The 15,112-nt window shown below is 62.5% G+C and carries 16 protein-coding genes; 15 read left to right on the top strand and 1 reads right to left on the bottom strand.

What is annotated here, in order from left to right:
• The first annotated feature begins 67 nt into the window (after positions 1–67).
• A complete protein-coding gene (locus DN611_RS07850) occupies positions 68–352 on the top strand; it encodes a YlmC/YmxH family sporulation protein (RefSeq protein WP_025544543.1) in 285 nt (94 codons plus the stop codon).
• A gap of 54 nt (positions 353–406) precedes the next feature.
• Here the strand turns inward: DN611_RS07850 and DN611_RS07845 are convergent, their stop codons facing one another.
• On the bottom strand, positions 407–2,236 hold the full coding sequence (locus tag DN611_RS07845; RefSeq protein WP_249390746.1) for a DUF4261 domain-containing protein: 1,830 nt from the start codon (positions 2,234–2,236) through the stop codon (positions 407–409).
• Between the two features lie 321 nt (positions 2,237–2,557).
• On the opposite strand from DN611_RS07845, the gene rpsB reads away from it, so the two are divergent.
• The 14 genes from rpsB (at position 2,558) to DN611_RS07775 (ending at position 15,078) form a co-directional block, all read left to right on the top strand.
• A complete protein-coding gene (gene rpsB, locus DN611_RS07840) occupies positions 2,558–3,298 on the top strand; it encodes a 30S ribosomal protein S2 (RefSeq protein WP_036630655.1) in 741 nt (246 codons plus the stop codon).
• 51 nt (positions 3,299–3,349) lie between these two features.
• Positions 3,350–4,267 carry a translation elongation factor Ts gene (gene tsf, locus DN611_RS07835; protein ID WP_021749870.1) on the top strand — a complete coding sequence of 306 codons (918 nt, stop codon included), beginning with the start codon at positions 3,350–3,352 and terminating at the stop codon, positions 4,265–4,267.
• Positions 4,268–4,423: 156 nt separating this feature from the next.
• Positions 4,424–5,086, top strand: a complete 663-nt coding sequence (locus tag DN611_RS07830) for a site-2 protease family protein (protein ID WP_025544547.1) — start codon at positions 4,424–4,426, stop codon at positions 5,084–5,086.
• Positions 5,087–5,096: 10 nt separating this feature from the next.
• On the top strand, positions 5,097–5,882 hold the full coding sequence (locus DN611_RS07825) for a segregation and condensation protein A (RefSeq protein ID WP_119311030.1): 786 nt from the start codon (positions 5,097–5,099) through the stop codon (positions 5,880–5,882).
• Positions 5,879–6,532: an SMC-Scp complex subunit ScpB gene (scpB, locus tag DN611_RS07820; protein WP_021749874.1), complete on the top strand. Its 654-nt coding sequence runs from the start codon at positions 5,879–5,881 to the stop codon at positions 6,530–6,532. The genes DN611_RS07825 and scpB overlap by 4 nt, the downstream gene beginning before the upstream one ends.
• Positions 6,533–6,571: 39 nt before the next feature.
• Positions 6,572–7,252 (top strand): DUF2953 domain-containing protein, encoded by a 681-nt coding sequence (locus DN611_RS07815; protein ID WP_021749875.1) that lies wholly within the window; start codon positions 6,572–6,574, stop codon positions 7,250–7,252.
• An 18-nt stretch (positions 7,253–7,270) separates the two neighbouring features.
• The gene (gene ytfJ, locus DN611_RS07810) at positions 7,271–7,669 is read left to right on the top strand and encodes a GerW family sporulation protein (RefSeq protein ID WP_174232996.1); all 399 of its coding nucleotides are present in this window, start codon (positions 7,271–7,273) and stop codon (positions 7,667–7,669) included.
• Between the two features lie 42 nt (positions 7,670–7,711).
• On the top strand, positions 7,712–8,812 hold the full coding sequence (locus DN611_RS07805) for a D-alanyl-D-alanine carboxypeptidase family protein (protein ID WP_249390744.1): 1,101 nt from the start codon (positions 7,712–7,714) through the stop codon (positions 8,810–8,812).
• A 12-nt stretch (positions 8,813–8,824) separates the two neighbouring features.
• Entirely contained in the window at positions 8,825–9,535 is a 711-nt protein-coding gene (locus DN611_RS07800; RefSeq protein WP_119311029.1) for a pseudouridine synthase, read from the top strand.
• A gap of 196 nt (positions 9,536–9,731) precedes the next feature.
• Positions 9,732–10,598, top strand: coding sequence for a MurR/RpiR family transcriptional regulator (locus DN611_RS07795; RefSeq protein ID WP_021749879.1), 867 nt, complete (start codon positions 9,732–9,734; stop codon positions 10,596–10,598).
• Positions 10,591–11,841 carry an NAD(P)/FAD-dependent oxidoreductase gene (locus DN611_RS07790; protein ID WP_119311028.1) on the top strand — a complete coding sequence of 417 codons (1,251 nt, stop codon included), beginning with the start codon at positions 10,591–10,593 and terminating at the stop codon, positions 11,839–11,841. The genes DN611_RS07795 and DN611_RS07790 overlap by 8 nt, the downstream gene beginning before the upstream one ends.
• Positions 11,838–12,518, top strand: coding sequence for a (d)CMP kinase (cmk, locus tag DN611_RS07785; protein WP_025545046.1), 681 nt, complete (start codon positions 11,838–11,840; stop codon positions 12,516–12,518). Before DN611_RS07790 ends, cmk begins: the two co-directional genes overlap by 4 nt.
• The gene (locus tag DN611_RS07780; RefSeq protein ID WP_021749882.1) at positions 12,515–13,126 is read left to right on the top strand and encodes a lysophospholipid acyltransferase family protein; all 612 of its coding nucleotides are present in this window, start codon (positions 12,515–12,517) and stop codon (positions 13,124–13,126) included. Before cmk ends, DN611_RS07780 begins: the two co-directional genes overlap by 4 nt.
• Entirely contained in the window at positions 13,123–15,078 is a 1,956-nt protein-coding gene (locus tag DN611_RS07775) for a bifunctional 4-hydroxy-3-methylbut-2-enyl diphosphate reductase/30S ribosomal protein S1 (RefSeq protein ID WP_119311027.1), read from the top strand. The genes DN611_RS07780 and DN611_RS07775 overlap by 4 nt, the downstream gene beginning before the upstream one ends.
• Positions 15,079–15,112: the final 34 nt, after the last annotated feature.

Below are 15,112 nucleotides of genomic sequence, written 5' to 3'. Positions count from 1 at the left end.
CCGTCTGCATAAAACAGTGTTGGGACATTCCGTCCACTGCATAGTCTCAAGGCAGGGGGTGAGCGCGGTGCAGTGCAGGATCCGGGATTTCCGGTGCAAGGAGGTCATCAACGTCTGCGACGGCTGCCGCCTGGGCTACGTGTCGGACCTGGACGTGCGGGTGCCGGAGGGGCAGGTGGTAGCCATCATCGTCTACGGCCCGGGCCGCTTTTTCGGCCTGTTCGGCAGGGGGGAGGAGTTCTACATCCCCTGGGAGTGCATCCAGCGGATCGGAGACGACATCATCCTCATCGACAAGCCCTTTCAGCGGCGGGATCCCCGCCTGGAGCGGAAGCGGCGCAAGCGTTGCTGACAAATGCCCCCGCGGCTTTCACCGCGGGGGCATTTGCGTATGCCGGCGGAGCGGTCACGGCTCCTCCGGATAGCTGATCTTCAGCGTCATGCCGTCGTGCCAGACACCGGCGCTGCGGGAGATGGGCAGATACTGCCCCTCGGTAAAGCCGATGGTCTCCCCGTCGTGGAAGGTGACATCCTCCTCCAATACATAGCTGGCCAGATCCAACAGGAAGCTGTGCAGGTCACCCGGGGCAGCCTGGGTGTCCAGAACCTCTATCTCCTCCTTGCCGAAGGCCGCAAGGCCGTCAGTGTAGCCGCACAGGCCCTCTTCCCGGCGGTAGAGGCCCATCCACACCAGATCCAGCAGGGGCAGCTCCCCGTCCTCCATGGGTTGAGACGCGTTAAGATAGAACTCCGGCTGGTACACGGTGCCGTTGGCGTAGACACCCAGCGTTCCGCGCTGGCGGCAGGCGGCACACACCAGCTTCACCTGGAGTATGGCCGCCTCTCGGACGGATTCCTCCCGGGGCAGGACGGTCACCAACAGCTGGCCCCGGTGGCGGGCAGCAGATTCCGCTGCCTCCGGCCACAGGTAGTTGTGGGCGGCGTTTTCCTCCGCCTCGCCGTGGGGCACAGGGAATGGGTATAGGCAGACCGCCGCCAGCATTCCACTGACCTCAAAGGTCAGGGTGCTGCCGCCGTCTTCAGATTCCTCCGCCTCTGTGAGGCAGGGGATGCCGTACAGATCCCGCAGATCCCGGCGGAACTGGTCCGGGTCCCAGGCAGGCGCTTCCAGTAGGACAAAGGCCAGGAAGGCGCCGCCCTCCGGCCGGGTCAGGGCGGGCTGCCGGTCCTCGCTGCAAAGGGAGAAATCCCTGTCGAACAGGACCATCTGCTGGTCCTGCCCCCGGATGTAACACAGGCGCATCGTCCGGTCCGGATGGACCGCGAACCATTCCAGGGATAGTCCCTCCGTTCCCAGCCCCGCCTGGGCGGCCAGGAAGGTTCGGCCCCGGCGGTCCAGCTCCGGCAGCCGGCGCACAAACTCACGGACCCAGGAGAGGGGAAACTTGGACAGCGCCGCCTCGTTCATGAAGAAACGCCCCAGCAGGCTGCCGTTCTGATAGGGCAGCCGGAAAGTGCAGTAGGGGGCGTCCGCCTCCCACTCCGTGGGGGAGAGGGCGGTCTTGATGGCGGCGAGGTTCTCCGGATCGCAGCAGATCCCGGCGATGGACAGCCGCTTTTCCGCCTCGTTTTCGTCTCCGCCGGCCTGCAGAACCGCGTCGCACTCCGGATCGATCCAGTGGAACTCCATCTCCTCCAGAGTCCGGCCCTCCTGGATCTCCCGACGGAGGGTGGTGAACTCGTAGTCCCCAGGCACCAGAGCCAGCCCCCGGTCCACCGCCTCCAGAGCACCGGACGCATCGCCGAAGTGAGCCCGGAGCTTGGCGGTCTCCAGCCAGCCCCAGGGATACTCCGGGTCCAGGGACACGCCGGTCTCCGCATAATGCCGGGCCTCCTCCAAGCGGCCGCAGTACATCAGGGCGCAGGCGTAGCGATAGTACCAGATCCCGCTCCCGGCCGCCTCCGCCGCCGGTTCCGAGGCGGGCATCCACTGGGCAGCTTTATAATAGTAGTCATAGTCGTCGATGTTGTTGCAGGCATAGGCGTACCACAGGGCAAGATCCAGATCGCCCCGGGCCTGCTCCTCCGTGAACTCTCCCTGACGCACACCGTCCCGGACCCGCTGGTCTAGGTAGTCCAGCATTTTGTAAAAGTAGCCGGAGACGTCTCCGCACAGTTCCTCCAGTGCCGCCACATCCTCCGCCATCAGGACCGGCGGAACCTTTTCACCGGGAACCGTTCCACCCGGAGATGATTTCTGCTTTTCAGTGTCCATCCATGTGCTCCTTTCTGATCTGCCGCGTTTTTATATAAACTGAAAATGGGATTTTGGTCATTATAGCAGACAGACAGGCGCGGCGCAACAACAAATGGGGGGCTGCTGGGGAACTCGGACAAATTCGGACAAAACCGGGAATTTTACACGGCTTTTGGGAAAAAATACTTGCATTGCACACTGGATTGTGATACTATATTTCAGCATTCCGCACGGTGCGTCGACTTTCTGTCTGTGCCCGGGGCCCAAAACGGCCGGGTTGGCAGGGGGGATGAAACCGCCGGAGGACCAACTAAATTGAAATTGGAGGAACACACAACTATGGCAAATTCTAGCGTCGTATCCATGAAGGCCCTGCTGGAGGCGGGCGTCCACTTCGGTCACCAGACCCGCCGTTGGAACCCCAAGATGGCTCCCTATATCTACACGGAGCGCAACGGCATCTATATCGTGGACCTGCAGAAGACCGTCCGCAAGCTGGAGGAGGCATACAGCTTCGTCCGTCAGCTGTCTGAGAGCGGCCAGTCCCTGCTGTTCGTGGGCACCAAGAAGCAGGCGCAGGAGGCCATCCGCGAGGAGGCCACCCGTTGCGGCCAGTTCTATGTGAATGCCCGGTGGCTGGGCGGCATGATGACCAACTTCAAGACCATGCGCACCCGTGTGGACCGGCTGAACCAGCTGAAGACCATGCAGGAGGACGGCACCTTCGACATGCTGCCCAAGAAGGAAGTCATGAAGCACCTGGGCGAGATCGCCAAGCTGGAGAAGTACCTGGGCGGCGTGAAGGAAATGAAGAAGCTGCCCGGCGCCCTGTTCATCGTGGACACCCGCAAGGAGCGCAACGCCATCGCCGAGGCCCACAAGCTGGGTATTCCCGTGGTGGCCATCGCCGATACCAACTGCGATCCCGATGAGATCGATTATGTGATCCCCGGCAACGACGACGCCATCCGCGCCATCAAGCTGATCTCCTCCATCATGGCCAACGCCGTGCTGGAGGGCAAGCAGGGTGAGCAGACCGCTGAGGCCGCCTCTGAAGAGGCTGCTGCCGACGCTGAGTAATCTGCGCCTGCATTTGCGCGTATATACCAAAACTGTTTGGAGGAATTCAAAATGGCTTTTACCGCAGCTGATGTAAAGAACCTGCGCGAGATGACCGGCGTGGGCATGATGGATTGCAAGAAGGCGCTGACCGCCTCCGACGGCGATATGGACAAGGCCGTGGAGTGGCTGCGCGAGAAGGGCATGGCCGCCTCCGCCAAGAAGGCCGGCCGCATTGCCGCCGAGGGTATGGCCTATGCCGCCGTCATCGACGGCGTGGGCGTGGTGGTCGAGGTCAACGCCGAGACCGACTTCGTGGGCAAGAACGAGAAGTTCGTGGACTTCGTCAAGGGCGTGGCCGCCACTGTGGCCAAGGAGGCTCCCGCCGACCTGGACGCGCTGATGGAGTGCAAGTACGTCGGCACCGACCTGACCGTCACCCAGCAGCAGCAGGAGATGGTGCTGGTGATCGGCGAGAACATCAAGGTCCGCCGCTTCGCCCGCTTCGCCGAGAACGTCTCCGTGCCCTATGTGCACGCCGGCGGCAAGATCGGTGTGCTGGTGAACCTGGAGTCCGACCTGCCCGCTGAGAAGGTGGAGGAGATCGGCAAGGACGTGGCCATGCAGATTGCCGCTCTGAACCCCCGCTTCTGGGACAAGTCTCAGGTGGGCCAGGACGTCCTGGACGAGGAGAAGAAGATCATGATGGTCCAGATGGAGAACGATCCCAAGATGGCCTCCAAGCCCGAGGCCGTGCGGGAGAAGATCGTCATGGGCAAGCTGAACAAGTTCTACTCCGAGAACTGCCTGCTGCAGCAGGAGTTCGTGAAGGACAACTCCATGAGCGTGGAGCAGTATATCGCCTCCGCCGCCAAGGCCGCAGGCGGAAAGGTGACCTTCAAGGACGCCATCCGCTTTGAGAAGGGCGAGGGCATCGAGAAGAAGCAGGAGAACTTCGCTGAGGAGATCGCCTCCATGGTGAAGGGCTGATTATTAAGCCAGCTGAATCAGGAGCGGGTGCGAAAGCACCCGCTCCGCTTGTTTCCGCCTGAAAGCCCTTTGAATTCCGGTGATTTTCCTTGTATTGCGGGGGGAAAACTGGTATAATACTCCTATCTTTTGGGTTATCATCACAGGGAGACGAATATGCTGCACTATTTACAGGGATTGCTTTCCGCGCTGGACCTGACTTCACTGCTGGACGCGGTGTTGCGGGTGGCCGCGATTTTTCTCTGCCTGACAGTCCACGAGACTTGCCACGGTCTGGCGGCCCTGGCTCTTGGGGACCCCACGGCCAAATCCATGCACCGCCTGAGTCTGAATCCTCTGCGGCACATCGACTGGATCGGCCTGCTGATGATGTTCGTGGCAGGATTCGGCTGGGCCAAGCCGGTGCCGGTGGACCCCCGGTACTTCCGAAAGCCCAAGCAGGGCATGGCATTGACCGCCCTGGCGGGACCCGTCTCCAACTTTGTGCTGGCGGTTTTGGCAATGCTTATCAGTAAGGTGATTTACCTTTACGCCCCTTATTCTGCGGCGATGGACGTGGTGTTCAGCTTCTGCCTGTACACGCTGGCGCCTCTGTCCATCGGTCTGGGGTTGTTCAATTTGATTCCCATCCCGCCGCTGGATGGGTCCAAGGTGCTGGCGGCGTTTCTGCCGGACCGGCAGTACATCACGCTGATGCGGTATGAGCGGTACGGCATTGTCGTGCTGTTGGTGTTGTCCTTTGTGGGCATCGGCAGCAGTTTGATCTCCCGGGGCATCCTGGGCATTTACAGTGCCCTGTTGTCCCTGATTTTTGGTTGAGGTGAACGGTTTGCAAAACCCCGTATTCAAGCTGGAAAAGGTGGTCCGCAGCAAATCCGAGGAAGAGATGCAGGACTTTGAGGGCCCTCTGGACCTGATTCTATATCTGCTGGGCAAGAACAAAATGGAGATCCAGGACATCTCCATCTCCCTGATCTGCGACCAGTACATGGCGTGGCTGGCCCGGCGGCAGGAGATGGATCTGGAGGTGGCCAGCGAGTTCGTCACCATGGCCTCCCAACTGGTGTACATCAAGACCCGGATGCTTCTCTCCATTGAAGATGAGGAGGCCCAGAGCGAGATGGATGCCCTGATCGCCTCTCTGGAGGAGCGGAAGCGCAACGAGAACTACGCCAAGGTGAAGTCCATGGCCGCCCGGCTGGAGCCCATGGGAGAATTCGGACGGAATATCCTCACCCGTCCGCCGGAGCCGGTGAAGCGGGGAAAGATCTACGAGTACGACCAGACACCGGCGGACCTGGTCTTGGCCATGGCCGAGATCCAGGGCCGGGCGGAGCGGTCCCTGCCGCCGCCCCGCTCCGCCTTCCAGAGCATCGTCCAGCACGAGCCCTATCCCGTGGAGAGCAAGGCCCGGGAGATTCTGAGCCGGCTAAGGACTCACGGCGTCACTCGGTTTCTGCTGCTGTTTCGGGGCAGCCGCAGCCGCAGCGAGGTGGTGGCCACCTTTCTGGCGGTGCTGGAGCTGTGCCGGGCCCACATCCTGCATCTGGCAGGGAGTGAGACGGACTGCACTGTCCGGCAGGAGCGGGAGTTGCCCCAGGATCTGAAACTGTGAGAGAGGACCGTTCCAAGATGGAGATGAAAGAGATCGAATCGGCAGTGGAGGGTATCCTGTTTGCCTCTGGGGAGCCGGTGCAGACCGACCGGATCTGCGTGGCCCTGGAGATGGACCGCCCCACGGTGGAGCAGGTGCTCCAGAAGCTGATGGACTACTATGCCTACGAGCGCCGGGGCATCCGGCTGCTGCGCATGGAGGATACCTGGCAGCTGTGTTCCGCGCCGGACTACGCGGATGTGATCCGAAAAGCCTTTGAGATCCGCAAGCCCGCCAAGCTCAGCCAGCCGGCGCTGGAGGTGCTGACCATCATCGCCTACTACCAGCCCACCACCCGGGCCTATGTGGATCAGATCCGGGGTGTGGACAGCGCCTATACCATCGGCCTGCTGCTGGACCGGAAGCTCATCGAGGAGTGCGGCCGCCTGCAGGTACCCGGAAGGCCCCGCCTGTACCGGACCACCAAACAGTTTCTCCGGGCCTTCCATCTGACCAGCCTGGATGACCTGCCGGAGCTGCCGGACCTTGGCGGCGAGGGACAGATGCGGATCGGCGAGGACGGACAGATCATGGACCCGGCGGACACGGCAGAGATCACCGGAGCCGACACGCCGGAGACGGCCGGCGCCATGGAGGAAGAGGCGCCTTGAGAATCCGCTCCGCCAGAGCGGTCAGGGGGGTGATGGACGTTGCTGGGACTTTGGATCACGTTGGCGGTGCTGCTGGCACTTGCGATTTTTCTGTGGCGGCTGCGGCTGGGACTGTATGTGGTCTTCGGCAGGGGGCAGGCCGCGGCGGATTTGACGATTGGTCCCTTCCGGGTCCGGCTGGTACCGTCCAAAGAGACAAAAAAAACGCCGCAGGAAACCAAAAAAACGGGAAAGCCTAAAAAGGAGCCGAAGGACCTGGCAGAGGCGGCAAAAAAAATCCCGAAGCCCAAACTGGAAGATCTTCAGGACGCCGCAAGGACGCTGTGGCCCGCCGCCAAAAAGGCTCTGCGCCGCACCCGGCGGGGTATCCGCGTAGACCCGCTGCGCCTGTCCGCCACCCTGGGCGGGGCGGAGGACCCGGCGGCAGCCGCAGAGTTGTACGGTGGACTCCACGCCCTGGTCTGGACCGGGATGCCGGCTCTGGAGAAGCTGGTGGTGATCCGGGATCCCGGGATTCATCTCGGAATTGATTTTGACGCGCAGGAGACCCGGGCGGAAGGAGAGCTTGGCATCTCCATCCGGCTGGGGACGCTGATCGCCGTGGGAACGCAGCTGGCGGTCCCGGCCATCGGCTGGCTCCGGCGGTTCATGAAGCGGCGGCGGATGCCGCCCGCATCCAAAGCAGCAGACAACAAGGCGGCAGAACACCCCGCCGCGTGACGAGAAAGGATGGCATCCATGGACGAGACAATGGACAAGAAGAGACCCCTCAGCGATTTGATGCGTTCCACGATGGACAAGATCCGGGAGATGGCGGACACCAACACCATCGTGGGGCAGCCCATCACCACGCCTGACGGCGTGACTCTGATCCCCATTTCCCGGGTCAGTATGGGCTTCGGCTGCGGCGGCGCCGACTACGGTAAGACCCAGCCCAAGGACTTCGGCGGCGGCAGCGGCGCAGGCGTGAAGATTGAGCCTGTGGCGTTCCTGGTGATCCGGGAGGGAACGACCCGGGTGCTGCCGGTGGCGATGCCGCCCATGACCACGCTGGACCGGGTGGTGGAGATGATGCCGGATCTGGTGGACAAAGTGGAAAAATATTTCGACAAGAAGGAAGAAAAAGAACCCGTCTGAACGGGGTATACTACCATCACCAAACAAATGAGGTGATGGCATTTGCAAACCCTGCTCCGGCGGCTTGCCGCTTTGGGGATCGCTCTGGCGGCCCTGTTCAGTCTTTTTCCTTGTCAGACGCACGCGGTCAGTACGTCTGCCTCCTCCGCTATTTTGATGGACGTGGACAGCGGCCGGGTGTTGTATGAGCAGAACGCCGACGCGAAAATGCTGATCGCCAGCACTACCAAGATTCTGACGGCCCTGGTGGCTATCCGGGAGGGAGACCTGAACGATGTGGTCACAGTCTCCCGGGAGGCGGCGTATACAGAGGGCTCCTCCATGTATCTGAAGGTGGGGGAGAAGCTGACGCTGGAGACACTGCTGTATGGACTGCTGCTCTGCTCCGGCAACGATGCGGCCGTGGCCATTGCCGAGCACATCAGCGGCAGCCAGGAGGACTTTGCAAAGCTCATGAATGCAACGGCCCGGGAGATCGGCATGGAGCACTCCTCCTTCGCCAACCCTAACGGGCTGGACCATGAGGACCATTACTCCACGGCCCGGGACATGGCGCGTCTTGCCTGCGCGGCGGTGGAAAATGAGACTCTGGTACGGATGGCCTCCACCCGCAGCGTCACCATTGGCGGGCGGACCATGACCAACCACAACAAGCTGTTGAACCAGATAGAGGGGTGTATCGGCCTGAAGACCGGCTATACCATGGCGGCAGGCCGGACGCTGGTGAGCTGTGTGGAGCGAAACGGCCAGCGGCTGGTGGCGGTGACTCTCCAGGACGGCAACGACTGGGCGGACCACGCGGCCCTGTATGACTACGGTTTTTCCACCTATCCCGCCAAGCTGGGGGCCTCTCTGGGCCAGACAATCCAGCGGGTCCAGGTGGAAAACGGCATGAGCGCCACGGTGCCCCTGGTGGCGGCGGACAGCTTCGCCTGGCCGCTGGCGGAGGGGGAGTCCCTGGAGCTGGACGTGGAGCTGGCCGGATCTCTGCGGGCCCCCATCCGGGCCGGCCGGCGGGCCGGGGAGGCGGTTTTCTCGGTCAATGGAAAAGAGGTGGGCCGGGTGGCGCTGCTGTATGGCGCCGACGTGGCGCCCCGGATGGAGAGCGCCCTGAGCATTCTGAAGCAGGGGTTGCCGGGATAGAGAGAGGACAACATGGAAGAACGACTGCAGAAGCTGCTGTCCGCCGCGGGGGTTTGCTCCCGGCGGACGGCAGAGACATATTTGATCGCCGGAAGGGTGACGGTGAACGGCCAGACCGCCCATCTGGGCCAGCGTGCAGACCCGGATCGGGACGAGATCCTGGTGGACGGCCGTCCCCTGGCGCCCCGGGCGGAGGCCGTGTACATCCTGCTGAACAAGCCGCGGGGCTATGTCTCTACCCTCTCGGACGAGCGGGGGCGGCGGACAGTGGCGGAGCTGGTAGCGGACTGCGGGAGCCGGGTTTATCCCGTGGGACGGCTGGACCTGGATTCCGAGGGCCTGCTGCTGCTGACCAACGACGGTGCCTGGGCCCAGCACCTGCTGCATCCAAAGCACGAGGTGGAAAAGACGTATCACGTCTCCGTATTCGGACCGGTGGCCGGCGCGGCGGCCCGGCTGGCAGCCGTTACCGACCTGGAGGGGGAGCCCATCCGCCCCGCCCGGGTGGAGGTGCTGCGGGAAACTCCCGGAACCGCGGTGCTGGCAGTGACCATTCATGAGGGGAAGAACCGGCAGGTCCGCCGGATGTGTGCCCAGTGCGGCCTGACGGTGAAGCGGCTGCGCCGGGTCCGGGAGGGAGCTCTGGAGCTGGGCGATCTGCCGCCGGGAAAGTGGCGGTATTTGACACAGGACGAGGCTGGGGCGCTGGGAGTCACCCCCTGACTGAAAAGCGGAAGGCGCCGCCCTGAATGGGGCGGCGTCTTTTCCATTCCGGCGGCGAGACGGAAAAATCCCGCAAAGCGGTTTGAATTTTGAAAAAACTGTGCTACAATAGACCGCGGAACGTCCGGCGGGCCAGCGGAGCTGCCGGGCAAGATCAAGAACGGCCCCCTGCAGGCGGCCGACGGAGGAAACAGCAGTGGCTAAGAGCATCCTACATACCATCGAGCGCAATATGCCCACCTTTTCCAAGGGACAGAAGCGGATTGCCGACTACATCCTGCAGAATTACGACAAGGCCGCCTTCATGACTGCCAGCAAGCTGGGGAAGCTCTCCGGCGTCAGCGAGTCCACAGTGGTACGCTTCGCATCGGAGCTGGGGTACGACGGCTATCCCAGTATGCAGCGGGCACTGCAGGAGATGATCCGCAGCCGCCTCACTTCCACCCAGCGCATCCAGGCGGCGGACAATCTGTTCGGCGGACAGGATGTGCTGTCCGCCGTGATCCAGTCCGATATGGACAAGCTGCGGATGGTGGCGGAAGAGGCGGACAGGACTGAGTTCAACAAGGTGGTGGACCTGATCCTGGGCGCCGGGCACCTGTACATCCTGGGGGTGCGGACCTCCTCCTTTGTGGCGGGGTATCTGAACTTCTACCTGCACCTGCTGTCCGAGAACGTGACGCTGGTGCAGTCCAACGCCGCAGGGGAGATCTTCGAGCAGCTGCTGCGGATCGGCCCCGGGGATGTGATGATCGCCATCAGCTTCCCTCGGTACTCCAAGGTCACTATGAACACAGTGAAGTTTGCCCAGGACCGGGGGGCTACCATCGTGGCCATTACAGACAATGAGCTGTCCCCCGTCTACCAGATGGCGGAGGCTGCTCTGCTGGCTCCCAGTGAGATGATCTCCTTTGTGGACTCCATGGTGGCGCCTCTGTCCCTCATCAACGCGCTGCTGATCGCCGTGGGCTCCCGGATGCGGTCGGACGTGTCCCGCACCTTTGCGGAGCTGGAGGACATCTGGAACGCCTACGGCGTGTTCGGGAAGATGGACGATGAGTAAGGGGCTGGTAGTGATCGGCGGGGGAGCCGCCGGGATGATGGCCGCTGTCTCCGCGGCGGAGCGGGGCGCACGGGTGACGCTGCTGGAGCCCAATGAGCGGCTGGGAAAGAAGCTGAACATCACCGGCAAGGGCCGGTGCAACGTCACCAACAACGCCGATGTACAGACCTTGCTGGCCAACGTGCCCCGGAACGGCAAGTTTTTGTACAGCGCCTTTTCCCGGTTCGACGGCCGGGACACCATGGCGTTCTTTGCGTCCATCGGCGTGCCGCTGAAGACCGAGCGGGGGAATCGGGTGTTTCCCGTCAGTGACCGGGCCTTTGACGTCAGCGCCGCTTTGGAGCGGCGGCTGAAGGCGCTGAAGGTCTCTCTGGCCCGGGACCGGGCGACGGAGCTGGAGATCACCTCCGGCGCCGTCACAGGTGTCCGGGGAGAGCGGGGGACATACCCTGCCGGGGCGGTAGTCCTTGCCACCGGCGGCGTCAGTTACCCCGCCACCGGCTCCACAGGAGAGGGGCACCGAATGGCCCGGGAAGCGGGGCATACGGTGACGGACCTTCAGGGCTCTTTGGTGCCGCTGCGGGATTACGGCCTGGGCCGGGAGCTCCAGGGCCTGAGCCTGCGGAATGTGGGGCTGGCGGTGTTTGAGGACCGGAAGAAGATCTACACGGACTTCGGGGAGATGCTGTTCACCCACTTCGGTGTCAGCGGGCCCCTGGTGCTGTCGGCCTCCGCCCACATGCGGCACTTCGGCAAAAAGACCTACCGGCTGGAGATTGACTTGAAGCCCGCCCTGGATGAGCAGGCCCTGGACAAGCGGCTGCTGCGGGACTTTGAGAAGTACGCCAACCACGACTTCTGCAACGCGCTGGACGATCTGCTGCCCCAGAAGCTGATTCCGGTGGCAGTGGAGCGGTCGGGCATCCCGCCCCATCAAAAGGTCCATGACCTGACGCGAGAGCAGCGGCGGGAACTGGTCCAGAGCCTCAAGCATTTTTCTGTGGAGATTGCCGGCCCCTGCCCGGTGACGGACGCCATCGTTACTTCCGGTGGCATAAAGATCAGTGAAATTGACCCAAAGACAATGGAATCAAAACTTGTAAAGGGATTATACTTTTCGGGAGAAATCATGGATGTGGACGCCTATACCGGCGGATTCAACCTGCAGATCGCCTGGGCCACAGGCCGGGCGGCGGGACAGGCTGCGGCGGAGGCGCTGAGACAAGGGGAAGAGAACGCATGAGTGAGAACATTCGCGTGGCCATCGACGGGCCCTCCGGCGCGGGGAAGAGCACCCTGGCCAGGAGCGTGGCCGCCAGACTGAACTTTTTATACGTGGACACAGGTGCCATCTACCGCACCATCGGCTATGCCGTGTGGCGGAAGGGGATCGATCCCCGGGACCGCTCCGCCGTGGTGGCGGTGCTGCCGGACCTGGAGATTTGCCTGACCTATGGGACGGACGGCCTGCAGCACATGGAGCTGAATGGAATGGATGTGACGGCGGAGATCCGCCTGCCGGAGGTGTCCCGCTACGCATCTCTGGTATCCGCCTATCCGGAGGTTCGGGCGTACCTGCTGGAGATGCAGCGCCAGCTGGCCCGGGAGAACAGCGTGGTGATGGACGGCCGGGATATCGGCACGGTGGTGCTGCCGGATGCGGAGGTGAAGGTGTTTCTCACCGCTTCCGCAGAGGAGCGGGCCCGCCGCCGGATGCTGGAGCTGGAGGAGCGGGGGACGCCGGAGCCTTATGCGGCTATCCTCCGTGCCATTCAGGAACGGGACTGGAACGATACCCACCGTGACGCCGCACCCCTGCGTCAGGCGGAGGACGCGGTGCTGCTGGACACCACGGCTCTGGATTTTGTCCAGAGCGAGGACGCGCTGCTGCACATTATCCGGGAGAGGACGGGACTATGAGCGAAAAGAGGCCGTTGAATGGATTTTTCGTATGCATCTACTATCTGGTAAACTTGGTGGCGGGGATTCTTCACCCGGTCACCATCATCGGGCGGGAGAACCTGCCGGAGCACGGCGCCCTGCTGTGTCCCAACCACAACAGCAACTGGGACCCGGTGCTGGTGGCGCTGAAGGTTCCGGTGAACTACCGGCTCCACATCATGGCCAAGAAGGAGCTGTTCTGCAACAAGGTCTTTGACTGGGTACTGCGGAAGCTGGGCGCCTTCCCTGTTGACCGGGGCGAGGGGGACATCGAGGCGGTGAAAACCGCCCTGAAGGCTATCAAGAGCGGGGACAACCTGCTGATATTCCCGGAGGGAACCCGGGTGGAACACGAGGGGGCTCTGCCCGCCAAGGGTGGTGTGGCCGTCATCGGCATCCGTTCCGGGGCGCAGTTCGTGCCGGTGTACGTGGAGGGGAACAAACGCCTCTTTCGCCGGACCCGCATCATCTTCGGCCAGGCATACCGGCCGGAGGCCACCAGCCGTCGGCCTTCACCGGAGGAGGTCCAGGCCATCGCCGACGAGGTGCTCCGCCGCTCCTACGCCCTGGGGAAGGAGGCGCGATGAAGGTCCTTTTGGCCAAGAGCGCCGGATTCTGCTACGGTGTGAAGCGGGCGGTGGAGTTGGCGGCAAAGACCGGGGAGGAGACCGGCGGATGCTGGATGCTGGGAGACCTGATCCACAACTCCCACGTGGTGGAGGATCTGGCCCGCCGGGGTGTCCGGAAGACCGAGGACCCGGCTGGCCTGGCGGCGGGGGACACGGTGGTGATCCGATCCCATGGAGAATTGAAATCCGTGCTGGACGATCTGGAGGCCCGGGGCGTCCGGTGCGTCAATGCCACCTGTCCCAATGTGATCCGCATCCAGCGCCTAGTGGCCCAGGCGGAGGCGGAGGGCCGTCGTCCGGTGATCATCGGCGAACCCCTGCACCCGGAGGTGATGGGGGTGGCCAGCTGGTGCCGCCAGCCCCTGGTGTTCGACGGGCCGGAGGCCGTGGAGGCCTGGCTGGACGGGGATGAGAAAAGTCGGGAAATCCCTGTTACCGTAGTAGCGCAGACCACCTGCATCCGAAAACTTTTTGAAACTTCTTGGAAAATCATAAAAAAACAGTGTACAAACGTAAAAATCTTTGATACAATATGTAATGCTACGCATGAACGTCAGTCTGAGGCGGCAGAAATCGCCGGCAAAGCAGACGTGATGGTCGTGGTGGGAGACCGTAAAAGCGCCAACACCAAACATCTGACGGAAATTTGCCTGAGGAGATGCCCCCGCGTGGTCCAGATTGAACGCGCGGACGAGCTCTCGCCGGATTTTTTCAATGGTTGTACTGTTGCGGGCCTTACGGCTGGTGCCTCCACGCCTGCGGGCATCATTAAGGAGGTATATGCAACGATGAGCGAAGAAATCAAGGCGGCCGAGGGCAAAGAGGAGTCCTTCGAGGAATTACTGAATCAGTCTTTTAAAACTTTAAATAACGGTGACCGGGTCACCGGCATCGTTACCGCCATCACCCCCACCGAAGTGCAGGTGGACGTGGGCGCCAAGCAGGCGGCCTACATCAAGCTCAGCGAGCTGAGCGACGACCCCAATGTCAAGGCGGAGGACATCATCCACGTGGGCGACCAGATCGAGACCTATGTGGTCCGCGTCAACGACGTGGAGGGCTACGCAGAGCTGTCCAAGAAGCGTCTGGACGCTGCCAAGGTCTGGGAGAACATCGAGCAGGCCGTGGAGGAGAAGACCGTTCTGGAGGGCACTGTCACCGAGGAGAACAAGGGCGGCATCGTGGTGTCCGTCAAGGGTGTGCGGGTATTCGTCCCCGCCTCTCAGAGCGGTCAGCCCCGCGGCGCCGATCTGTCTGCCATGGTGAAGCAGAAGGTCCAGCTGCGAATCACCGAGGTCAACCGCGCCCGCCGGCGCGTGGTGGGCTCCATCCGCTCCGTCACTGAGGAGGCCCGGAAGGCCGCCCAGGCGGAGGTGTGGGCCAACATCGAAGTGGGCAAGCACTACACCGGCACCGTCAAGTCCATGACCAGCTACGGCGTGTTCGTGGACATCGGCGGCGTGGACGGCATGGTACATATCTCCGAGCTCAGCTGGAGCCGGATCAAGACCCCCGCCGAGGTCTGCAAGGTGGGCGATACCATGGACGTGTACGTCATCTCCTTCGATCCCGAGAAGAAGAAGATCTCCCTGGGCGTGAAGGATCACAGCATCGATCCCTGGCAGGTGTTCATGGACAAGTACCAGGTGGGCGACGTGGCCTCTGTCCGCATCGTCAAGCTGATGACCTTCGGCGCCTTTGCCGAGGTCGTGCCCGGCGTGGACGGCCTGATCCATATTTCCCAGATTGCTGACCGGCGCATCGACAAGCCTGAGGATGTCCTCTCCGAGGGCCAGATTGTGGACGCCAAGATCACGGCCATCGACGAGGAGAAGCAGAAGATCTCCCTGTCCATCCGCGCCCTGCTGACTCCCGCGGCTGAGGAGGAAGAAGCTCCTGTGGAGGAGTAATCCGCACGGATTTCCAGACCTAAAAAAGACAGGC

It is taken from the genome of Oscillibacter sp. PEA192 (assembly GCF_003574015.1).
Taxonomy (GTDB): Bacteria; Bacillota; Clostridia; order Oscillospirales; family Oscillospiraceae; genus Oscillibacter; species Oscillibacter welbionis.
Note: the sequence above shows the minus strand (reverse complement) of the source record. Positions and strands in the feature narration are given on the sequence as shown.